Here is a 20,715-nt window from a genome sequence, read left to right as displayed (position 1 = left end):
CACCTGCGCGGGGTCTGACGGCTACGGCTCCACCCCGTCCGGGCCGGGGGCGGCCTCGTCGTCCTGGACGTGCTCCAGGTCGAAGGCCTGCGCGCCCAGCAGGTCGGCGAACCGGGTGATCTCGGCGGGCAGCCGCTCCTCCCAGATGTTGACGACACCGCGCCGGCGCACCTGCTCGGCGGTCGGCGTCGGCTGCGGCAGCAGCCCGTCCCGCAGCAGCACGATCCGGCTGCGGTTGACGCCCCCGGTGCGGACCGTGATCTCGACCCGGCTCTGCGCGTCGCGGGGCTGCAGCCGGACGTAGCGGGCAGCTGTGGGCACGGAGAAGTCGGCGTGCCCGTCGTCGGGGGTCGCGAGCACCAGTGCGCAGCGGCGCTGCAGCGGGTAGAGCACCGCGTCGAAGCTGCTGTGGCTCCAGGGGTCGGGCGTCGGGGGGTCGATCCGCAGCGCCCGGTCCCACAGGCTCTCGCTCTCGCCGGAGAAGCCGTCCACGATCGCCATCACGGCGGGCCGGGCCGACGTCATGACCTCCGCGAAGCGGCCCGGTGCCTCCGGTCCGGCCAGGGTGACGAGGTCGAGCACGCGCATCCGCGCGTCCAGCCAGGCGTCGTGCGACGTCGTCGCGAGCAGGGCCCGGGCGGGCAGGCCGAGGCCACCCGCCGCGACCGCCAGCAGCAGCTCGTCGGTCGAGCTGACCGTCGAGGCCAAGACGGTGCGGTAGGACTCGCCCGCCGCCCACGCCGCCATGCGGCCGAGGACCTGCTGGCGCAGGCCGTCGGGTGCGGAGACCACGGTCGTGCGACCGATCGCGACCCCGCCCGTGAGCCCGTCGAGCACCGGCCAGCCGGTGCCGATCCGTGGGAACGAGCGCCGCACGCGGGCGCGCAGCTCGGCGATGCTCGGGACCGGGTCCAGCTCAGGGTCGAGGTCGTGCCCGTCCGGGCCCCGGTCGTGGATGCCGTGCCTGTCGCCGTCGCCGCCAGAGTCTTCCCTGCCCACCATCGACCGAGTATGGCAGCGGGGTCCGACGTCCGGCCTCACCAGCCGTGAGGGACGACGACCGCCCTGGCAGACAGCTCGCCGGCCTGCAGCCTGCGGTAGGCCTCGAGCGCGTCCTCGAGGGTGAAGCGCTCCACGACCGGGGTGATCTGGCCGGCACGGTACATCGCGACAACCTCGTGCAGGTCCTCGATCGTGCCCCAGTAGGTCGAGGAGAAGTTGACCTCGTAGGGCACCGTGAAGAAGTTCCACGGGAAGGAGCCACCGCCGATGCCGACCACGGTCAGCGCGCCCCGTTGGGCCACGGTCGCGGCCGCGAGGGCCATCGTCGCGTCGACGCCGACCATGTCGAAGACCGCGTCCACGCCGCGGCCCCCGGTCAGCTCGCGGATCTGCTCGGCCTGGCCCTCACCGCCAGCCACGGTCACCGCGCCGAACGCCTCGGCCTGCGCCATCGCCTCGGCCTTGACGTCGGTGCCGATGACCGTCGCGCCGGTGAGGGCCGTGAGGATCTGCACCGCGACGAGGCCGAGCCCGCCGAGGCCGATGACCAGGGCGGTGCGGCCACCGCCCGCCAGGTGCGGCATGGCGCGCTTGATGGCGTGGTAGGGAGTGAGGCCCGCGTCGGCGAGGGGAGCCGCGTCGATCGGGTCGGCGTCGCCGAGCGGGACAAGGTTGCGGGCGGGCACGGTCATGTACTCCGCCATGCCGCCGTCCCGGCCCAGGCCCATCGCCGCGTATCCCACCTCGGAGGGCTGAGCGCAGTAGGTGTCCTGGCCGCGCGAGCACGCGGGGCAGCGGCCGCAGCCGACCGGGCCGTAGACGAGGTAGGCCTCACCCTGCGCCACGCCGGTGACGCCGGGCCCGACCTCCTCCACCCAGCCGGAGGTCTCGTGCCCAAGCACGAAGGGCGGGGTCAGCAGCCCGGTGGGGTCGCCGGGGAAGTCGTGGTAGAGACCCACGTCGGAGTGGCAGGCGCCGGCGCCGGCGACCTTGAGCAGGACCTCACCGGGTCCGGGGGTGGGACGCTCGACGTCCTTGAGCACGGGGAAGGTCTTGTAGCCTACGAAGACGACAGCGCGCACGGCATACCTCCTGGTCGGGACGGCCGACGCGAGAGCCACCTAGGACCAGTCGCTGGGGAACCGGTCGTCCTACGACACAGTGTAGTGGTCGGAGGTTCCTCCCCTTCAGCCAGGCCCTAGCCTGGGGGGTATGCCGACTCCTCAGCAGGTGCAGACCGACCGCCCCGTGGACCTCACCCTGTTCGGGGCCACCGGGTTCGTCGGACGCCTGGTGGCGGAGCACCTGGCAGCGCACGCGCCGGAGGGCGTGCGGGTCGCGCTGGCGGGGCGCTCGGCGGAGCGGCTGCGCGCGGTCCGGGAGGACCTGGGGGAGAGGGCGGCCACCTGGTCGCTCGTCGTCGTGGACGCGAGCGACGAGGCGGGACTGGCCGAGATGGCGCGCCGGTCCCACGTCGTGGTGAGCACCGTGGGTCCGTACCAGCGGCACGGCCTGCCACTGGTCGCGGCGTGCGCCGAGGCGGGCACGGACTACGCCGACCTGACCGGGGAGGTGCTCTTCGTGCGGGACGCGATCGACCGTTCCCACGAGCGGGCCCGGGTGAGCGGGGCGCGGATCGTCGTCTCGTGCGGCTTCGACTCGGTGCCTTCGGACCTGGCCGTGCACCTGCTCCACGGCGCGGCGAGGGCTCACGGCGCCGGCGGGCTGACCGACACGACGCTGTGGGTGCGTCGCCTCCGCGGCGGAATCAGCGGTGGGACGATCGACTCCCTGAGGGTGCAGCTGGCCCGCCTGCGGGAGGAACCGTCGTTGCGGCGGGTGGTCACCGACCCCGAGGCGCTCAGCGGGGGTGCCCCGGGGGCGCCGGGACAGCGCGAGGTCTGGGGGTCGTTCGTCGAGCAGGACTCGGGGGAGTGGGCGGCACCGTTCTTCATGTCTCCCTACAACACTCGGGTCGTGCGCCGTTCCGACGCGCTGCTGGACCGGGCCTACGGCCCGCGGTTCCGCTACCGAGAGCTCGTGCCCTGCGGGCGCGGCGCGCTTGGGGCGCTCGTCTCGCGCGGTGTCGTCCTGGGCGCGGGAGCCCTCGTCGCCGCGATGGCCGTGCCGGGGCTGGGGCCGGTGCTCGACCGCGTGCTCCCGGCGCCGGGGGAGGGCCCGTCCCCCGCCGAGCGCGAGGCCGGCTCGTTCCGGACCGAGACCGTGACGACGACCGAGGACGGCAGCCGGTACGCCGCGACCGTCGCTGCCTCGGGCGACCCCGGCTACGCCGCGACGTCGGTCATGCTCGGCGAGGCTGCGCTGACCCTGCTGGCGACGAGGCAGCCGGAGGGGGCGCGACGCGGAGGCGTGCTGACCCCCGCCGTCGCGCTGGGCGACAATCTGGTCGAGGCGCTGCGCGCCCGGGGCTTCACGCTGGAGGTGCGCCGGCTCAGTCCGGGTGCCCGAAGGTGACCACGTAGCGCAGCGCACCTCGCAGGTCGCGCACCGTCGACTCCCAGGCCCGCAGCTCGGTCGTCGCCGCGCTCACCCCTTCGGCGTCCGCCGCCTCGCGCGCCTCGTCCACGGCGTCGCGCCAGGTGAGGGTCTGCTCCTCGGCGACGCGCAGCAGCCCCAGGATGAGGTCGCGGTCCCGGTGGCAGACGTCCGCCACGAGCGAGGCCTCCAGTCGGGCGTCGCCGCCGGCGTCCAGCTGGAGCAGGGTCTGCAGCTCGAAGGGCAGCTCCTCGTCCTCGTCGACCTCCTCGTCGACCTCCTCGCCGTTCGCCCGACCCCTGTCGACGGCGCCGGGGTCCGCGCCACCGCCCCCGGCGGACTGCATACCCTGCTCCCGCCCCGGTGCCACCGACCCCTGGCGGGGTCCACCGGAGATGACGTCGACCCAGCGGCGCCCGCCGACGCGGAGGGCGAGGTCCTCGTCCATGGCGTCGGTCTCGCGGCCGACGAGCTCGACCATCCCGATGAGGTGGCGGGGCACGAACGGCAGGCAGGGGATCGCGACGCTGCCGACGATCTGGCGGCCGGCGAGGCGGTACTTGGTGAAGACCGACCCGCGGTTGAGGATCTCGACCTCGCGGCGGGCGGCGTCGAGGTCGGTGACGTCCTGCACCGCGATGGTGAAGACGGAGACGACCGGCTGGGCGTCCGCGGTGTGCACGTAGACCAGCGCACTGCCGTAGACGATCGGGACGTCGTCGTCGCGGTCGTGCCGCGGCGGGGTGCGCAGCGCGGCGTGCAGCGTGGTGTGGACCGCCCGGCGCAGGGCCGCGGGGCTGTTGACGCGGACCGGGGCGTCCAGGTCGATCTGCGGCACCGGCTCCGCGCCCTCCTGCGTGGGCTCCGCACCCTGGTGCGTGGGCGCCGCGCCGGTGGGCGGCGTGATCGTCAGCCGCCCCGCCTCGAGCAGCGCCGGGTGCGGCACCCCGATCACCTCGCGGAGGGTGTCGACGGTGACGGCGGCGAGCAGGTGGGCGTGGGAGCGGGGCAGGTCGAGCAGGTATGCCGTGCCGTCCTCCTCCGTGCGCCAGCCCTGGGCGGTGAGCCGCCCCGTGCGCTCGGCGGCCGACCAGTCAGGGCCGGGCGCGTGCAGGACGGCGTGCAGCGTGTCGGCCTCCGGGGTGACCGTGATCGTCGGCGTCCGGCGGGTGTCGCCGCTGTAGGGCATGAGGGTGAGCGGCTCGTCGATGGCGGTCAGGTGGGTGCCCAGCCGGGTGAGGAAACCGGCCCAGGCCACCTGGGTCGCGCGGTCGAGGTCGAACTCCTCCATGGTGGTCAGCCTAGGGGGGCCGGGTCCCTCCGGGCGGGACGTCAGCCGTGCCTGCGGTCGAACGCCTCGAGCACCTGGCGGGAGATGCGTCCCCGGTCGGACACCTCGAGGCCCTGGGTGCGGGCCCACGCCCGCACCGCAGCGGTGCTCGGTGGAGCCGCCGACGGCATCGGGCCGGCCTCGTGGGCGGCGTGGGTGTCCTCGCCGACGTGCACGAGGGTGGCCGCGAGGAACCGGTAGGTCCACTCCTGCGCCAGCGCCCGTGTCTCGCAGAAGACGATCGGCACGGCGGGGAAGCGGGCCTGGCACTCGCCCAGGGCGTCGGCGACGACCGCCGGCCGGACGCGGTCGAGCCTGAACACCGCGGAGTAGCGATCCTCGACGACGACGGCCGCGGACGGGAGGGTCGCGAGGTCGGCGAGGACGTAGCGCATCCGGCCGGACGTGAGGGTGGAGACGAGGTCGGGGAGCGACTTGCGCTCGACGGCGGCAAGCACGGTGTCGCCGCTGGTCACGGCGTAGTCACCGGCCCGCAGCGCCCGGCGCACGGTGGTGGCCTGCTGGTGCTCGAACCGCCACGCGTAGCGCTCGTGGCTGTCCACGACGATCTCCAGCGCGCTGACGCCCGAGCCTCGGGCGGTGGGGAGGGCGACGGCCGGCCGGGCCTGCTTCGCGGTGCGGGCCGTCTGCCAGAAGATCGCCTCCCGGCCGCCGCGGATGCGCGTCAGCACGAACTGGCTGCGGTTCTCCCGGCCTCGGTCGAGCACGAGGTCGATGCTCGCGCCCCGCCGCACGCACGAGCGCGTCGGCACCTGCTCGAGGACCTCGGGCTCGCGCGGCCAGCCGGCGGCGCGGTGGCAGTAGACCTTGCCGGTGCGTGGCCACGGCTCCTTGGCCTTGAGCACGATGCCGTCCGGCCCCAGCGGCACGCGCAGGAGGTAGGGCAGCGTCGTGCCCTCCTCGGGGTTGCGCGCGACGACGAAGTCCTGTGGCACTCCGACAGGGTAGAACGTGGCTCGCGGGAAGGGTGGTCCTGCCGCGCGTGGTAGGACTTCCGGGGTGACGAGCACGAGCAGGGGTCGGCGCCGGGGGCTGACGCCGGTCGGGCTGGCGCTGCTCGCCGTGCTCCTCGTCGGGATCAACCTGCGCAGCCCGATCGCTGCCGTGGCCCCGGTGCTCGACGAGGTCAGCGGCGACGTCGGACTGACGCGGGCGACCGCCGGGCTCCTGACCTCGTTGCCCGTGGTCTGCTTCGCCCTCGCGGCCCCGGTCGCGTCGTGGCTGGGTCATCGGATGGGGCCGGGACGGGCGATCGCCCTGGGACTGGTCGTCGTGGCTGTGGGGCTCGTTGCCAGGGTCCTGCTCGGGTCCGGCGTCCTGCTCGTCGGCACCGTGGTCGTGGGGCTCGGCATGACGGTCGGCAACGTGCTCGTCCCGGTGGTGGTCAAGCGGGACTTCCCGCTCAGCGCGGCGCGCGTCACCGGTGTCTACACCGCGACCCTGGCCGGGGGGGCGGCGCTGGCTGCAGCCCTCACCGCGCCGTTGTCCGAGCCTGCCGGGTGGCGGGTCGGGCTCGCCGCCTGGGTCGTGCTGCCGGTCCTCGCGCTGCTCGTGTGGTGGCCCGGGGTGGTCGTGCCCGAGCGCACGACCACCGCCGGAGCCCCCGGGCGCCCGACGGCGCGGGCGCACCCGGCCGGCGCACCGCATACCTCCCGGTCCGTGTGGCGGCAGCCGATGGCCTGGGCGGTGGCGCTGACGCTCGGGTTCCAGTCCGCGCTCTACTACTCCCTGACCTCGTGGCTGCCGACCCTCCTGCGGGAGGACCTGGGTCTGGCGCGGGAGGCGGCCGGCACCGCGATGTCGGTGTTCCAGCTGCTCGCGATCCCCTCGACGCTGGTCGTGCCCGTGCTCTGCCGTCGCGGGACCTCGCAGAGCTGGCTCGGGGCCCTCGTCGCGCTCGGGTGGGCGGTCATGGTGGTCGGCCTGCTCGAGGTCCCGCAGTGGTGGCTCCTGTGGTGCGTCGTCGGGGCCTTCGCGCAGGGGGCGGGCATCTCGCTGGCGTTCACCCTGGCCGTGCTGCGCGCGCGGGACGCAGAGACCGTGCGCGGGCTGTCGGGGATGTCGCAGCTCATCGGCTACGGGCTGGGGGCGGCAGGGCCGATCGTGCTCGGGGCCGTCAGCGCGACGACGGGGAGCTGGGACGTGCCGCTGCTCGTGCTGCTCGTGCTGTCGGGCGGGTTGCTGCTCAGCGCCGCAGTGGCGGGACGGGACCGCGACATCGTGTGACGGATGCCATAGGTGTTCGCGGTGCGAACCTCTGGTCAACATACGAACACGTCGCTAGAGTCCTGTCATGGCAGTCAACGACGACACGACCTGGGAGCAGGAGTGGGAGGACGAGGCGCCCGCGCCCGCCCCGCTCGACGTCCCGATCGCGACCCAGACCGAGATCAACGACGAGATGGCCGCGGTCCAGCAGGCCGCACCGGCCGGGCTGCTCCAGCCCACCATCGACTTCCGGCCCTACCGCAGCTCCGAGCTGCGGCACCCCACCAAGGACCCGCACCACGCGGACCCGGAGGAGATCGAGCGCTTCGCGCCCGTCTTCGGCCACCGCGACGTCGACCCCATCGAGGCCGACCTCACGCTGGCACCCGGGGGGGAGCCGATCGGGGAACGCCTCAAGATCGCCGGTCGGGTGCTCGACGGTGACGGCCGGCCGGTCGCCGGTCAGCTCGTCGAGATCTGGCAGGCCAACGCCGCCGGCCGCTACGTCCACAAGCGCGACCAGCACCCGGCACCCCTGGACCCCCACTTCTACGGTGTGGGCCGGGTGATCACCGGGGCGGACGGCAGCTACGAGTTCGTCACGATCAAGCCCGGCCCCTACCCGTGGAAGAACCACCGCAACGCCTGGCGCCCCGCGCACGTGCACTTCTCGCTGTTCGGCACGGAGTTCACCCAGCGCATGGTCACCCAGATGTACTTCCCCGGCGACCCGCTCCTCGCGCTCGACCCGATCTACCAGTCGATCACCGACCAGAGGGCGCGCGACCGGCTCGTCGCCCTCTACGACCACGACGTGTCCGAGCACGAGTGGCTGCTGGGCTACCGCTGGGACATCGTCCTCACCGGCACGCACGGCACGCCGATGGAGTCCGAGGAGGGCGAGCACCGATGAGCGAGCAGACCACCGGCCCCGAGGTGTCGACCCTCGCCGGCGACCTCGTCCCGACCCCCGGCCAGACCATCGGACCCTTCTTCGGCTTCGCGCTGCCGTTCGAGCGCGGGCACGAGCTCGTGCCGCCGTCGACGCCGGGTGCGGTCCGCCTCCACGGCACGGTCTACGACGGCGCCGGCGAGCCTGTCCCGGACGCCCTCATCGAGATCACCCAGGCCGACGCGGACGGTGCCGTCCACGGGGTCGAGGGCACCCTCGCCCGGGACGGGATGACGTGGAGCGGCTGGGGCCGCTGCCCCACCACCCGCGCAGGCACCTACTCCTTCACCACCGTCGAGCCCGGCACCACGGACGGCCGAGCGACGTTCTTCGCGGTGACCGTCTTCGCCCGGGGTCTGCTCAACCGCCTCTTCACGCGCGCGTACGTGCCCGGCGACGAGGAGGCACTCGCGCGCGACGCGCTGCTCTCCTCGGTCGGGGACGACCGGCGCGCGAGCCTGCTCGCCGTGCGCGAGGACGACGGCTCGCTGCGCTTCGACATCCGGCTCCAGGGCGAGGGGGAGACCGTCTTCCTCACCTACCCGCGACATGAGGCGTGAGGCGGCGGAGGCTCCCCACCCCCCAGTGAGGTCGGGGCTCCTCCAGCCAGGGACGGCGCGGGGGTATGCCGTGGCCGGCGACGAGGCGGTCCTCGCCGCCCTCGTCGCGGCAGAGGTGGCGTGGCTGGGGGTGCTGAGCGAGAACGGTTGCGCCCCGGCGGGTCTCGCGGAGACGTTCGCCGGCGCGGTCGAGGCCCAGCCGCTCGACCTCGCGTCGGTCGCCGCACGCGGGGCCGAGGGGGGCAACCCGGTCATCCCGCTCGTCGACGACCTCCGGGCCCGGGTCGGGGGTGGGGATGCCGCACGGTTCGTCCACCGCGGACTGACCAGCCAGGACGTCCTCGACACCGCCCTGGCCCTGGTGGCGAGCGACGCCCTCGAGGACGTCGCCGGGTCGTTGCGCCGTGCGGGGGACGCGCTCGCCGCGCACGCGGAGGAGCACCGCACGACCGTGACGACGGGTCGCACGCTGACCCAGCACGCGGTGCCGATCACGTTCGGGCTCAAGGCCTCCCAGTGGCTGACCTCGGTCGAGGAGGCGCTCGGCGAGGTGGAGACCTGCCGGGCCGAGCTCCCGGTGCAGTGCGGGGGAGCGGCCGGCACGCTGGCCGGTGTCGGTGTCGCGGCGCAGACCGCCGTGCGGGGGACGGGCGCGCCCGGGGACGGCACGACACACCCCGACCCGCTCGACCTGGCCGGGCTCTGGGCCGAACGGCTCGGGCTGTCCTGGCCCGGCGCGCCCTGGCACACGCGGCGCCGCCCGGTCACCCGGATCGGCGACACGCTGGCCGCCGTCGTGTCCGCCCTGGGGCACGTCGCGACCGACGTGGCGACGCTGTCACGCCCCGAGATCGCCGAGCTCGGCGAGGGCCTGGCGCCCGGGCAGGGGCGCTCGTCCACGATGCCGCACAAGCGCAACCCCGTCCTGTCGGTGCTGGTGAGGGCGGCCGGGCTCCAGGCCGGACCGCTGGCCGGCCTGCTCCACCAGTGCGCCGCGCTGGCCGTCGACGAGCGGTCCGACGGTGCCTGGCACGCCGAGTGGCCCACCCTGCAGCGGCTGCTCGTGCTCGCGGTCACCACCGCAGACCAGGCCGCCACGCTGGTGGAGGGTCTGGCCGTCGACGCGGACGCGATGGCCGCGCGGGTGGCGGTGGTCGGCGACGTGTCCCTGTCGGAGTGGCGGGGTCTGTCCCTCGACCTCGCCGCGTCCCCTCAGGTGCCTGAGGGTGCCGGAGCCGCGGACTACCTCGGGGCGAGCACGACCCTGACCGACGACGCCGTCCGCCGCTGGCGCGAGAGGACCCACCGATGAGCAGCAGCACCGACACCGACGCCGGCACGAGCGGCACCGACGCCGGCACGAGCGGCACCGACGCCGTCACGAGCGGCACCGACGCCGTCACGCGCGGCACCGACCTCTTGGCCCTGCGCGGCCACTGGCTCACGCCCGACACCGGGCGTGACCTCCTCGTGGTCGGGCCCTCGCTCGGCACCGGCGTCGTCGCCCTCTGGGACGAGTGCGCCGGCTCCGTAGCGGCGGGGGTCGGCTTCGACGTCCTCGGCTGGGACCTGCCCGGCCACGGCGACAGCGACCCCTGCGACGAGCCGTTCACCCTGGAGGACGTGGCCCGCGCGGTCGTCGCCCTCGTCGACGTAGTCCGCCCGCGGGAAGGGTTCGTCCACGCCGGGGTCAGTGTCGGGGGGGCCGTCGGGCTGGTGCTCGCCGTGGGCGACGCGCTCGGCTCGTCGGCGCAGCGGGTGCGGGGGAGTGTCGTCTGCTGCTCCGGCGCCCGCATCGGGACGCCGGAGGGCTGGCACGAGAGGGCCGACCTGGTGCGGCGGGCGGGGACGCCGGTGATGGTCGAGGGCTCGGCCCAGCGGTGGTTCGCCCCCGGCTTCCTGGAGCGGGAGCCGCGCACGGGCACCGGCCTCCTCACCACCCTCCAGCACGCCGACAAGGACTCCTACGCCCGCGTCTGCGAGGCGCTCGCCCAGCACGACGTCGTCGACCGGCTCGGCGCGATCACCGTGCCGGTGCTCGTCCTGGGCGGACGGCACGACGCCGTCTGCACGCCGGAGCAGCAGCAGGAGCTGGCGGGGCAGATCCCCGGGGCGTCGCTGGTCATCGTCGAGGGCGCCGCCCACCTCGCCCCGGCGGAGCAGCCCACCGAGGTCGCCGGCGTGCTCCTCGACTGGCTGGAGGGTCTGCGATGAGCGGGCCCGACGGCCGCGGAGGAACCGCGCCCCCCGACGGTGCGGACGTCACCGCCGGCCAGCGCCGCGACGCCGGCATGGCGGTCCGGCGCGAGGTGCTCTCCGACGAGCACGTGGACCGGGCCGAGGCCCGCAAGGGTCCTTTCACCGCCGACTTCCAGGACCTCATCACCCGGTACGCCTGGGGCGAGATCTGGACCCGGCCCGGGCTGGACCGGCGCACGCGCAGCGCGATCACCCTCACCGCGCTCGTCGCCCGGGGCCACTGGGGCGAGCTGGAGATGCACGTGCGCGCGGCCCGCCGCAACGGGCTGAGCGCCGACGAGATCGGCGAGGTCCTGCTCCAGACGGCGATCTACTGCGGGGTGCCGGACGCCAACCACGCCTTCGCCGTCGCCCAGCGGGTGCTCGAGGAGGACGGGGTGGACGGGGTGGACGGCGTGGACGGCGTGGACGGCGTGGAGGAGGGTCGCGCGTGAGCACCGAGGTCGTCGACGTCCCCGTCCCGGACCGGGGCGGGGAGTTCGTGCAGTCCCTGGCCCGGGGGCTGGACGTCATCACCGCCTTCGACGCCACGCACCGCGAGCTGACGCTCACCGAGGTCGCCGGGCGTACCGGTCTGACGCGGGCCACCGCGCGCCGCTTCCTGCACACGCTGGTCGCCCTCGGCTACGTCCACAGCGACGGGCAGCGGTTCCGCCTCACCCCGCGCGTGCTGCGGCTCGGCTACGCGTTCGTGTCCGGGCTCCCGCTGTCGGAGATCGCCCAGCCCCACCTCAAGGAGCTGTCCGCCCGCCTGCAGGAGTCGACCTCGGTCAGCGTCCTCGACGGTCCGGACATCCTGTACGTCGTCCGCGTGCCCACCCACCGGATCATGACGATGCCGATCCCCGTGGGCACCCGCTTCCCCGCCCACGCCACCTCGATGGGTCGCGTGCTGATGGCCCACCTCCCGGCGCCCGAGCTCGACGAGCACCTTGCGGGGGGCCCCCTCGAGCAGCTCACGCCCTACACGGTCACGGACGTGCAGGAACTGCGCGCCGAGCTGGCGCGGGTCCGCGAGCAGGGGTATGCCCTGGCCGACCAGCAGCTCGCGCTCGGTCTGCGCAGCGTCGCCGTGCCCGTGCGCCAGGGCGGGCGCGTCGTCGCGGCCGCCAACGTCTCGATGGCCGTGCACGACGGGCGCGCGCCGCACACCGTCGAGCAGGTCGTCGCCGGGCTGCGCGAGAGCGTCGCCCGCATCGAGGAGGAGCTGTCGCTGTCGACATGAGCCCTTCCGCACCCGCCACCGCACCCCGCCGGCGTCCGGCCGGCCACCAGACCACGTTCTGAGAAGAGGAGCCCCAGATGAGCGCACCAGAAGTCACCCGCAGCCGCACCACGGTCGGGATCGTCGGCGGTGGCCCCGCCGGCCTCATGCTCTCCCACCTGCTGGACCGCAGCGGGATCGAGAGTGTCGTCCTCGACCTGCGCACCCGCGACCAGATCGAGAACACGCACCGCGCGGGCATCCTCGAGGCGGGCAGCGTGGACCTCCTCGTCGACAGCGGTGTCGGCGACCGGGTCCATCGCGACGGCCACCGGCACGAGGGCATCGAGCTGCGTTTCGACGGGCACGGACACCGGGTCGACTTCGAGGCGCTGGTCGGGGAGTCGGTATGGCTCTACCCGCAGACCGACGTCTTCATCGACCTGGCCGACGCCCGGGAGCGCGACGGCGGCACCGTGCACTTCGGGATCACCGACCCGACGGTCGAGGGCGTCACCACTGCCGCACCGACGGTGTCGTTCACCGACGCCGAGGGTCAGCGGCACGAGGTGACCTGCGACTACGTGGTCGGCGCCGACGGCTCCCGGAGCATGTGCCGCCACCTCGTCCCCGACGACGTCGCGGTCCACCACTTCCGCGAGTACCCCTTCGCGTGGTTCGGGATCATGGCCGAGGCGCCGATGAGCGCGCCGGAGCTCATCTACGCGCACAGCGCGCACGGCTTCGCCCTCATCTCCCAGCGCACCGAGACGCTGCAGCGGATGTACTTCCAGTGCGACCCCTACGAGGACCCCTCGGCGTGGAGCGACGAGCGGATCTGGGAGCGGCTCGCGCTGTGCACGGAGGGTGACGGCTTCACCCTCCACCAGGGGCCGATCACCGAGAAGGTCGTGCTGCGCTTCCGTTCCTTCGTCGCCGAGCCGATGCGGCACGGCAACCTCTTCCTCGCCGGTGACGCCGCCCACACCGTCCCGCCCACCGGCGCCAAGGGCCTCAACCTGGCGCTCATGGACGTCAAGGTCCTGCACGAGGTGCTGGAGCGGGCGATCCGGTCGGGGGAGACCTCGGCGCTGGACGAGTACTCACCGCGCGCGCTCGAGCGGGTGTGGAAGGCCCAGCACTTCTCCTACTGGATGAGCACGATGCTCCACACGATGTCCGGGGAGTACTCCGCGTTCGACACGAGGCGCCAGGTCGGGGAGCTGACCACGCTCGTCGGCTCCGAGGCGGGGCGCCGCTACCTCGCCGAGGGCTACACGGGCTGGCCGGCGCCGCGCGGGGGTGCTTGACCTGCCCACGGGCGGCCACGGCATACCGGCATTGCCCTTGGCCCGCTCCTGGCCTATGCTGCAGATGTAGGACAATTCACTAAGTGAACAATTGAGAACCAGGCATTCCTGATCGATGCCGACGGTGTCGGGATCCCGGACGCCGCCCCCGGAGCAAAGGAGCTCAACATGAAGCGCTTGATCACGGTGACCGTCGCGACCGGCACCATGGCCCTCCTCGCCGCCTGCGGCTCGGGCTCGCCCTCGGACTCCACCGCCGGCGGCGGCACCGAGGACGCCGCCGAGAGCGAGGCGTCCGGCGAGGACGACGGCGAGCTGCGCGAGATCAAGGTCGGGGTCATCCCGATCGTCGACACCGCCCCCATCTACCTGGGCAAGGAGGAGGGCTTCTTCGAGGAGGAGGGCCTCGACCTCGAGATCGTCGAGACGACCGGTGGCGCCGCCGCGGTCCCCGGCGTGGTCAGCGGCTCCTTCGACGTGGCCTTCGGCAACACGATCTCCACGATGGTCGCCGTCGACCAGGGCCTGCCGCTGAGGTACCTCACCAACGGCCTGGCGACCACCGGCACCGACCCCGACGTGGGTGCGGTCCTCGCCCCCGCCGACTCCGACATCGCCGGCCCGGCCGACCTGGCCGGCAAGACCGTGGCGGTCAACAACCTCAACAACATCGGCGACACCACCATCCGCACCGTCGTGGAGGAGGCGGGCGGCGACCCGGAGAGCATCGACTTCGTCGAGATCGCGTTCCCCGACATGCCGGCGGCCCTCGAGCGCGGGCAGGTCGACGCCGCCTGGGTGCTGGAGCCCTTCAAGAGTGCGGCGCTGAACGACGGCGCCACCCTCGTGACGAACAACTTCGCGGACTTCGACCCCGAGCTCGACATCGCCGGCTACTTCACCACCGTGGAGAACTTCGAGGAGGACCCCGAGCTGGTCGAGGCCTTCACCGCAGCGATGACCCGGTCCCTGGAGTTCGCCGCGGAGAACCCGGACGCGGTGCGCGAGATCGTCGGCACCTACACCAAGATCGACGAGGCCGGACGGGAGGCCATGACGCTGCCCCGCTTCCGCGCCGAGTTCAACCGCGACGCGATGACCAGGCTCGGCGAGGCGGCCGTCAGGTTCGGCAGCCTGGAGACGGCCCCGAACCTGGACGAGCTGCTCCCGTGACGACCACCGCCGTCGCGCCCTCCGGCAGCCCGCCGGAGGAGTCCCGCTCGCTCGGCGACCGGCTGCTGTCGTGGCCGCCGGCGGTGCTCGGGCTCATCGGGTCGCTCATCTTCCTGGGCGTGTGGGAGCTGGTGCCTGCCGTGGGCCTGGTCCCGGCGCGCTACCTGCCGCCGCCATCGGAGACCCTGGGCATCTTCGCCCGCAACCTCACCTACGCCGACTTCTGGCTCGCGGTGTGGGACACGATGAAGGGCTGGGCGATCGGGCTGGCCATCGCCACCATCGCCGCGGTCGTGGTCGGGCTGGTCATCGGCTCCTCCAGCTTCCTGCGCAGGTTCACCGCCTCGACGATCGAGTTCCTGCGCCCGATCCCCTCGGTCGCGCTCATCCCGCTGGCAGTGCTGCTCTTCGGGGTCGAGCTGGAGTCCAAGCTCCTGCTCATCGTCTACGCCTCCTTCTGGCAGGTGCTGATCCAGGTCCTCTACGGCGTGGCCGACGTGGACCCGATCGCCAACAACACGGCCCGCAGCTTCGGGCTGGGCTACCTGGCCAGGATGCGGCACGTGGTGTGGCCGACGATGCTGCCCTACCTGATGACGGGGCTGCGCCTGGGCGCGGCCGTCGCGCTGATCCTGGCCGTGACCTCCGAGCTGGTCATCGGCAACCCGGGCCTGGGCCGCGAGATCGCCCTGGCCCAGTCCGGCGGGGCCACCGCCCCGATGTACGCGCTGGTGCTGGCGACCGGCTTCCTCGGCGTGCTCATCAACATCGCGTTCCGGATGATCGAGCGCCGGACGCTGTCGTGGCACCCCTCGGTGCGGGCGGAGGCCCACTGATGGGCTATCTGAAGAAGGCCTTCTACGTGCTGGCCCTGCCGGCCCTGCTGGTTCTCCTGTGGTGGGCCCTGACGCTCAACAGCGACAGCTTCTGGGTGCCCAAGCCCGGCGAGCTCGTCACCACCTTCCGGGAGGTGTGGATCGGGCCGCGCTTCCGCGAGGACGTGCTTCCCTCGCTGACGCGCCTGGCCATCGGCCTCGTCGTCGCGATCGTCGTGGGCATCGCCCTCGGTCTGGCGATCGGCTCCAGCCGGGTGCTGAGGCGCCTGTCCGAGCCGGTGCTGGAGTTTTTCCGTGCCATCCCGCCGCCGGTCCTCGTGCCGATCCTCATGGTGCTGGTCGGCGTCAACGACACGATGAAGGTCGCGGTCATCGCCTCGGGGTGCGTCTGGCCCATCCTGCTGAACACCATCGAGGGCGTGCGGTCCATGGACGAGGTCCTCTCGGACACCGCCAAGGTCTACGGCATCCACGGCTCCTCGCGGATCCGGATGCTCACCCTGCCGGCCGCCTCGCCCTACTACATCACCGGCATCCGTCAGGCCCTGTCGATCGGGCTCATCCTGATGGTCATCTCCGAGATGTTCGCCTCGAGCTCCGGCCTGGGGTTCACCATCGTCCAGTTCCAGCGGTCCTTCGCCGTCACCGAGATGTGGAGCGGCATCGTGCTGCTCGGTCTCATCGGCGTGCTCCTGGCCGCGATCTTCTCCTTCGTCGAGCAGCGCGTCCTGCGCTGGTACCACGGCCTGAAAGAGGTTGAGCACAGTGAGTGAGCCCACCAGCCCCACGTCCACCGTCGGTGTCGCCGCCGGCAGCGCCCGGCACGAGCGCGACGAGATCCTGCTCTCGGTGCGCGGCGTGCAGAAGATCTACCCCTCCACGGCCGGCCCGGTCGAGGCCGTCCGCAACCTGACCTTCGACGTGCGCCGCGGCGAGCTGGCCTGCATCGTCGGGCCCTCCGGCGCAGGCAAGACCACGCTGCTGAAGATCATCTCCGGGCTGATGGAGCCCACGTCCGGCGAGGTCGTCCTCGAGGGCGAGCGCGTCAACGGCCCGCCCAAGACGATGGCGGTGGTCTTCCAGGAGTACGGTCGCTCGCTCTTCCCGTGGCTGACCGTGCACGGCAACGTCGAGCTGCCGCTCAAGAACGCCCGGGTGCCCACCGCCGAGCGCGAGCAGCGGGTCGCCGAGGCCCTCGAGGCCGTCGGCCTGGGCCACGCGCACAAGCGCTTCCCCTGGCAGCTCTCGGGAGGTATGCAGCAGCGCGTCGCCATCGCGCGCGCCGTCGCCTACAAGCCGCACGTGCTGCTCATGGACGAGCCTTTCGCCGCGGTCGACGCCCAGACCCGCGCCGACCTCGAGGACCTGGTCCGCGACATCTGGCACCGGCTCGGCGTCACCGTGCTGTTCGTGACCCACGACATCGACGAGTCCGTCTACCTCGCCGAGCGCGTGATCATCCTCTCCTCCAGCCCCACCGTGGTGCAGGAGGACGTCGTGATCGACCTGCCCGACGAGCGCACCCAGCTCGAGACCCGGTCCACCCAGCGCTTCTCCGAGCTGCGCCACCACATCTACGAGCAGATCCAGCTCGCGAAGAACGGGATCGTCCCCGCGCAGATCGCCGCCGGCGTCACCGCCGACGACATCGACAAGAAGAACCCGGGGACGACCGTCGCGAGCGGGGAGGGTGCAGCATGACCTTCTTCGACAGCAGCACGTGGGACGGTCGCATCTCCAGCGGCGGCTGGGTCCGGGGCGGCGGCGGGTCGGCCGACGTCGTCGAGCCGGCGACCGGGAACACGATCGGCAGCTACGGTGTCGGCTCGACCGAGGACGTGTCCCGCGCCGTCGAGCAGGGTCGCGCCGCCCAGCGTGAGTGGATGGCGCTGCCCTATCCCGAGCGCTCGGCCGTCTTCCGTCGCGCCGGCCAGCTGATCGACGACAACGCCGACGTGCTGTCCGACTGGCTGGTCCGCGAGGCCGGCTCCGGCCGGGGCAAGGCCGCGTTCGAGGCCTCACTCGTCTCCGGCGAGTACTTCGGCGCGACCGCCGTCGTCGAGGCGCCCTACGGCCAGCTGCTCCGCACCCACGTGCCCCGGCTGTCGATGGCGCGCCGCCTGCCGGTCGGGGTCGTCGGGGTCATCTCGCCGTTCAACTTCCCGGCGATCCTGGCCAGCCGCTCGGTCGCCCCGGCGCTGGCCGCCGGCAACGCCGTCGTCCTCAAGCCGGACCCCCGCACCGCCGTCTCCGGAGGCCTGTTCTTCGCCGAGGTCCTGCGCGAGGCCGGTCTGCCGGAGGGGTTGTTCCACGTCCTCCCCGGTGGTGCCGACCTCGGGTTTGCGCTGGTCGAGCACCCGGACGTGCGGGTCATCTCCTTCACCGGGTCGACCGCCGCGGGCCGCAAGGTCGGGGAGGCCGCAGGCCGGCTGCTCAAGCGGGCCCACCTCGAGCTGGGCGGCAACAACGCGCTCATCGTGCTCGACGACGTCGACGTCCCGGCCGCCGTGTCGGCCGGCGCGTGGGGCTCGTTCCTGCACCAGGGGCAGATCTGCATGACCACCGGCCGCCACCTTGTCCACGAGTCGATCTACGACGAGTACGTCGAGCGGCTCACCGCCACCGCGGCCGGCATCCCGGTGGGCAACCCCGCCACGACCGAGGCCCCGCTGGGCCCGGTCATCGACGCGGGCCAGCGCGACCGCATCCACGACCTGGTCACCCGCTCCGGCGAGGCCGGTGCGCGGATCACCACGGGCGGCACCTTCGACGGGCTCTTCTACCGGCCCACCGTCATCGCCGACTCCGGGATGTCGCACCCCGCCTTCGCCGAGGAGGTCTTCGGGCCGGTCGCCCCGGTCGCGAAGTTCTCCACGGTCGAGGAGGCGGTGGCGCTGGCGACGCAGTCGGACTACGGCCTGGCGCTGGGCATCCTGACCCGCGACGTCATGCGGGCCCTGGACCTCGCCGAGCGGATCCCCTCGGGCATCGTGCACATCAACGACCAGACGGTCGACGACGAGCCCACCGCCCCGTTCGGCGGGGTCGGCGCCTCCGGCACCGGCTCCCGCTTCGGCGGGGTCGAGGCCAACATCGAGGCGTTCACCGAGACCCAGTGGGTCACCATGCAGGGCGAGATCGCGCGCTACCCGTTCTGATGAGCGGCGGGGCAGCGGCATGACGAGCGGGACCGGGCCGGCACGGCATACCGTCCGCGACCGCAGCCACGCGCTGCTGCGCCGGCACGGGGTGTCGGTCATCTTCGGCAACCCCGGCTCCAACGAGCTTCCGTTCCTGCAGGACCTGCCGGACGACGTCGACTACGTCCTGGGGCTGCACGAGGGCGCGGTCGTGGGGATGGCCGACGGCTACGCCCAGGCCACCGGCCGCCCGGCGTTCGTCAGCCTCCACGCCGCCTCCGGCACCGGCAACGCGATGGGCGCCCTGACCAACGCGGTCTCCTCGCACACGCCGCTGGTCCTGCTCGCGGGCCAGCAGGTGCGCGCGACCCTCGGGCTCGAGCCGATGCTCGCGAACGTGGACGCCGCGCTGCTGACCCGCCCGCTGACCCGGTGGTCCAGCGAACCGGCCTGCGCCACCGACGTGCCGCGGGCGCTCAACCAGGCGTTCGCGGAGGCGGTCCGGGACGGCGGTGGACCTGTCTACCTCTCGGTGCCGTACGACGACTGGGACCGGGACGCCGCGCCCGGGGACCGGCACCTGCTGGGGCGGTCGGTGGTCGAGTGCCGGGACGCGCCGGAGCCCGTCGTCGCCGGGCTGGTCGAGCGGCTCGACGCCGCCGCCCACCCCGTCCTCGTGCTCGGTCCGACCCTGGACACCGGGGCCGGGTATGCCGCGGGCGTGCGCCTCGCCGAGGCGCTCGGTGCCGCGGTGTGGGTCTCGCCCTCCACGCATCGGATGCCGTTCCCCAACCGGCACCCGCTGTTCCGCGGGGTCCTGCCGGCCGCGGTGGCCCACGTCTCCGAGCTGCTGGCCGGCCACGACCTGGTCCTCGTGGCGGGGGCGCCGGTCTTCCGCTACCACCAGCACGTGCCCGGCGACTACCTGGCCCGGGGCACCCACCTGGTCCACCTCACCGACGACGGGGGAGAAGCGGCGCGGGCACCGATGGGCGAGGCGGTCGTGGCCGACGTCGTGGGGACCCTGACCCGGCTCGCCGACGGGGTGCGTCCTCGAGGGGTCGCGGTGGGGGCGTACACCGAACCGGCGCCCGCTCGTGCTGGCGGCGACGGGAGGCTGGACCCCGAGGAGGTGTTCGCGACGGTGCGCGAGACCGCGCCGGCGGACACGGCATACGTCGTCGAGTCCACCTCCACCAACGCGGCCTTCTGGGCGCAGATGGACCTGCGGCAGCCGCAGTCCTACTTCTGGCCGGCCTCCGGCGGCCTGGGCTTCGGCCTCCCGGCGGCCGTCGGCGTGCGCATGGGGCTGGGGGAGCGACCGGTCGTGGCGCTCGTGGGCGACGGCTCCGCGAACTACGGCATCACCGCGCTGTGGACCGCGGCGCAGCAGCGCGTGCCGGTGGTCTTCGTCATCCTCAACAACGGCACCTACGGCGCGCTGCGCTGGTTCGCCGACCTCCTCGGCGTGCCGAAGGCTCCCGGTCTCGACGTGCCGGGCATCGACTTCGTCCAGCTCGGGCAGGGGTATGGCGTGCCCTCCGCCCGCGCCTCCGACGTGGCGGGGCTTCGGCGGCTGCTGGCCGAGGGGCTGGCCTCCGACGGGCCCTCGCTCATCGAGGTGCCGACCACGCTGACCACGCCGCACTGAGACGGCGGTGCAGGAGGTGTCGGGGCGCCTGCCGCCAGGGGGTCACACGGCGAGGTCGGCCGGGAACGCCAGCTGCGGCAGGATGCGCAGGAGCGTCTCGCGCTCCTGCGTCGAGAGCGGGGCGAAGAGCACCTCGTGGGTCTGGGTCAGCCGCTCTCTCGCCTCGGCGAAGACCTTCTCGCCCTTGGCGGTGGGCACCACGATCTTGGCCCGCCGGTCGTGCGGTGAGGTGGTGCGCTTCACCAGGCCCCTGGTCTCGAGGTCGTCGACCAGCGACACGACCTGCGAGGGGTTGAGCATGAGGAAGTCGGCGAGCTCCTTCTGCGTGATCTCCCGCGTCGCGGCCGTCGAGATGATCGAGTAGTCGCGCGTCTTCAGGCCCATCTTGCGCAGCACCTCGTTGCCCCGCGCCCGGCCGACGGCGCCGGCCCTGATCAGCATGAACACGGGGTCGGTCCCCAGCTGGCCGAGATCGGTGCGGGGGGTGGCGAGGGGGCTGGCGGTCATGGGAACAGTATGCCACGGATATGAATCATTGACATATAGAACTATTCGCGGTTGACTGTACCTCGC

20 protein-coding genes are annotated in these 20,715 nt (G+C 73.3%); 15 read left to right on the top strand and 5 right to left on the bottom strand.

Annotated features, from left to right (window positions below; translation table 11 throughout):
• Window positions 1-21: 21 nt before the first annotated feature.
• Window positions 22-1,002, bottom strand: coding sequence for a hypothetical protein (locus ACI3ET_RS09445; protein WP_405032774.1), 981 nt, complete (start codon window positions 1,000-1,002; stop codon window positions 22-24).
• Between the two features lie 35 nt (window positions 1,003-1,037).
• Window positions 1,038-2,084, bottom strand: coding sequence for an NAD(P)-dependent alcohol dehydrogenase (locus ACI3ET_RS09440; protein ID WP_405032848.1), 1,047 nt, complete (start codon window positions 2,082-2,084; stop codon window positions 1,038-1,040).
• A gap of 130 nt (window positions 2,085-2,214) precedes the next feature.
• On the opposite strand from ACI3ET_RS09440, the gene ACI3ET_RS09435 reads away from it, so the two are divergent.
• Window positions 2,215-3,477 (top strand): saccharopine dehydrogenase family protein, encoded by a 1,263-nt coding sequence (locus tag ACI3ET_RS09435; RefSeq protein ID WP_405032773.1) that lies wholly within the window; start codon window positions 2,215-2,217, stop codon window positions 3,475-3,477.
• Here the strand turns inward: ACI3ET_RS09435 and ACI3ET_RS09430 are convergent.
• Both ACI3ET_RS09430 and ACI3ET_RS09425 read right to left on the bottom strand, forming a co-directional pair.
• Complete coding sequence (locus ACI3ET_RS09430; RefSeq protein WP_405032772.1) at window positions 3,455-4,789, bottom strand: T3SS (YopN, CesT) and YbjN peptide-binding chaperone 1; 1,335 nt, start codon at window positions 4,787-4,789, stop codon at window positions 3,455-3,457. The two genes, ACI3ET_RS09435 and ACI3ET_RS09430, sit on opposite strands and share 23 nt — an antisense overlap.
• A 41-nt stretch (window positions 4,790-4,830) precedes the next feature.
• Window positions 4,831-5,784, bottom strand: a complete 954-nt coding sequence (locus ACI3ET_RS09425) for an Lsr2 family DNA-binding protein (protein WP_405032771.1) — start codon at window positions 5,782-5,784, stop codon at window positions 4,831-4,833.
• A gap of 64 nt (window positions 5,785-5,848) precedes the next feature.
• Between ACI3ET_RS09425 and ACI3ET_RS09420 the strand changes: the two genes are divergently transcribed.
• From ACI3ET_RS09420 to mdlC, 14 genes are all read left to right on the top strand, one after another.
• Entirely contained in the window at window positions 5,849-7,075 is a 1,227-nt protein-coding gene (locus ACI3ET_RS09420; protein WP_405032770.1) for an MFS transporter, read from the top strand.
• A gap of 67 nt (window positions 7,076-7,142) precedes the next feature.
• Window positions 7,143-7,970: a protocatechuate 3,4-dioxygenase subunit beta gene (gene pcaH, locus ACI3ET_RS09415; RefSeq protein ID WP_405032769.1), complete on the top strand. Its 828-nt coding sequence runs from the start codon at window positions 7,143-7,145 to the stop codon at window positions 7,968-7,970.
• A complete protein-coding gene (pcaG, locus tag ACI3ET_RS09410) occupies window positions 7,967-8,569 on the top strand; it encodes a protocatechuate 3,4-dioxygenase subunit alpha (RefSeq protein ID WP_405032768.1) in 603 nt (200 codons plus the stop codon). The genes pcaH and pcaG overlap by 4 nt, the downstream gene beginning before the upstream one ends.
• A 25-nt stretch (window positions 8,570-8,594) precedes the next feature.
• Window positions 8,595-9,881, top strand: coding sequence for a lyase family protein (locus ACI3ET_RS09405; protein WP_405032767.1), 1,287 nt, complete (start codon window positions 8,595-8,597; stop codon window positions 9,879-9,881).
• Window positions 9,878-10,783, top strand: a complete 906-nt coding sequence (locus tag ACI3ET_RS09400) for an alpha/beta fold hydrolase (RefSeq protein WP_405032766.1) — start codon at window positions 9,878-9,880, stop codon at window positions 10,781-10,783. The genes ACI3ET_RS09405 and ACI3ET_RS09400 overlap by 4 nt, the downstream gene beginning before the upstream one ends.
• The gene (gene pcaC, locus ACI3ET_RS09395; RefSeq protein ID WP_405032765.1) at window positions 10,780-11,262 is read left to right on the top strand and encodes a 4-carboxymuconolactone decarboxylase; all 483 of its coding nucleotides are present in this window, start codon (window positions 10,780-10,782) and stop codon (window positions 11,260-11,262) included. Before ACI3ET_RS09400 ends, pcaC begins: the two co-directional genes overlap by 4 nt.
• Window positions 11,259-12,053, top strand: coding sequence for an IclR family transcriptional regulator domain-containing protein (locus ACI3ET_RS09390; protein WP_405032764.1), 795 nt, complete (start codon window positions 11,259-11,261; stop codon window positions 12,051-12,053). Before pcaC ends, ACI3ET_RS09390 begins: the two co-directional genes overlap by 4 nt.
• 77 nt (window positions 12,054-12,130) lie before the next feature.
• Window positions 12,131-13,342: a 4-hydroxybenzoate 3-monooxygenase gene (locus tag ACI3ET_RS09385; protein ID WP_405032763.1), complete on the top strand. Its 1,212-nt coding sequence runs from the start codon at window positions 12,131-12,133 to the stop codon at window positions 13,340-13,342.
• Window positions 13,343-13,510: 168 nt separating this feature from the next.
• Window positions 13,511-14,515 carry an ABC transporter substrate-binding protein gene (locus tag ACI3ET_RS09380; protein WP_405032762.1) on the top strand — a complete coding sequence of 335 codons (1,005 nt, stop codon included), beginning with the start codon at window positions 13,511-13,513 and terminating at the stop codon, window positions 14,513-14,515.
• Window positions 14,512-15,351, top strand: coding sequence for an ABC transporter permease (locus ACI3ET_RS09375; protein WP_405032761.1), 840 nt, complete (start codon window positions 14,512-14,514; stop codon window positions 15,349-15,351). Before ACI3ET_RS09380 ends, ACI3ET_RS09375 begins: the two co-directional genes overlap by 4 nt.
• Entirely contained in the window at window positions 15,351-16,124 is a 774-nt protein-coding gene (locus ACI3ET_RS09370; RefSeq protein ID WP_405032760.1) for an ABC transporter permease, read from the top strand. Before ACI3ET_RS09375 ends, ACI3ET_RS09370 begins: the two co-directional genes overlap by 1 nt.
• A gap of 64 nt (window positions 16,125-16,188) precedes the next feature.
• Window positions 16,189-17,052: an ABC transporter ATP-binding protein gene (locus tag ACI3ET_RS09365; protein ID WP_405032847.1), complete on the top strand. Its 864-nt coding sequence runs from the start codon at window positions 16,189-16,191 to the stop codon at window positions 17,050-17,052.
• Window positions 17,049-18,509 (top strand): benzaldehyde dehydrogenase, encoded by a 1,461-nt coding sequence (locus tag ACI3ET_RS09360; protein ID WP_405032759.1) that lies wholly within the window; start codon window positions 17,049-17,051, stop codon window positions 18,507-18,509. Before ACI3ET_RS09365 ends, ACI3ET_RS09360 begins: the two co-directional genes overlap by 4 nt.
• A 19-nt stretch (window positions 18,510-18,528) precedes the next feature.
• Window positions 18,529-20,142 (top strand): benzoylformate decarboxylase, encoded by a 1,614-nt coding sequence (gene mdlC, locus ACI3ET_RS09355; RefSeq protein ID WP_405032758.1) that lies wholly within the window; start codon window positions 18,529-18,531, stop codon window positions 20,140-20,142.
• 42 nt (window positions 20,143-20,184) lie between these two features.
• Here the strand turns inward: mdlC and ACI3ET_RS09350 are convergent, their stop codons facing one another.
• Window positions 20,185-20,649, bottom strand: a complete 465-nt coding sequence (locus tag ACI3ET_RS09350) for a MarR family winged helix-turn-helix transcriptional regulator (RefSeq protein ID WP_405032756.1) — start codon at window positions 20,647-20,649, stop codon at window positions 20,185-20,187.
• Between the last annotated feature and the right edge of the window lie 66 nt (window positions 20,650-20,715).

It is taken from the genome of Ornithinimicrobium jinqii (genome assembly GCF_045032595.1).
Lineage (GTDB): Bacteria > Actinomycetota > Actinomycetes > Actinomycetales > Dermatophilaceae > Ornithinicoccus.
The sequence above is the reverse complement of the archived record's forward strand: the minus strand, read 5'-3'. Positions and strand labels throughout refer to the sequence as shown.

What these genes read in the sequence shown, in the direction of transcription:
- ACI3ET_RS09445 (WP_405032774.1), bottom strand. Translation starts at nt 1,002, where the DNA reads ATGGTGGGCAGGGAAGACTCTGGCGGCGACGGCGACAGGCACGGCATC.
- ACI3ET_RS09435 (WP_405032773.1), top strand. Translation starts at nt 2,215, where the DNA reads ATGCCGACTCCTCAGCAGGTGCAGACCGACCGCCCCGTGGACCTCACC.
- ACI3ET_RS09430 (WP_405032772.1), bottom strand. Translation starts at nt 4,789, where the DNA reads ATGGAGGAGTTCGACCTCGACCGCGCGACCCAGGTGGCCTGGGCCGGT.
- pcaH (WP_405032769.1), top strand. Translation starts at nt 7,143, where the DNA reads ATGGCAGTCAACGACGACACGACCTGGGAGCAGGAGTGGGAGGACGAG.
- pcaG (WP_405032768.1), top strand. Translation starts at nt 7,967, where the DNA reads ATGAGCGAGCAGACCACCGGCCCCGAGGTGTCGACCCTCGCCGGCGAC.
- ACI3ET_RS09400 (WP_405032766.1), top strand. Translation starts at nt 9,878, where the DNA reads ATGAGCAGCAGCACCGACACCGACGCCGGCACGAGCGGCACCGACGCC.
- pcaC (WP_405032765.1), top strand. Translation starts at nt 10,780, where the DNA reads ATGAGCGGGCCCGACGGCCGCGGAGGAACCGCGCCCCCCGACGGTGCG.
- ACI3ET_RS09385 (WP_405032763.1), top strand. Translation starts at nt 12,131, where the DNA reads ATGAGCGCACCAGAAGTCACCCGCAGCCGCACCACGGTCGGGATCGTC.
- ACI3ET_RS09380 (WP_405032762.1), top strand. Translation starts at nt 13,511, where the DNA reads ATGAAGCGCTTGATCACGGTGACCGTCGCGACCGGCACCATGGCCCTC.
- ACI3ET_RS09370 (WP_405032760.1), top strand. Translation starts at nt 15,351, where the DNA reads ATGGGCTATCTGAAGAAGGCCTTCTACGTGCTGGCCCTGCCGGCCCTG.
- ACI3ET_RS09360 (WP_405032759.1), top strand. Translation starts at nt 17,049, where the DNA reads ATGACCTTCTTCGACAGCAGCACGTGGGACGGTCGCATCTCCAGCGGC.
- mdlC (WP_405032758.1), top strand. Translation starts at nt 18,529, where the DNA reads ATGACGAGCGGGACCGGGCCGGCACGGCATACCGTCCGCGACCGCAGC.
- ACI3ET_RS09350 (WP_405032756.1), bottom strand. Translation starts at nt 20,649, where the DNA reads ATGACCGCCAGCCCCCTCGCCACCCCCCGCACCGATCTCGGCCAGCTG.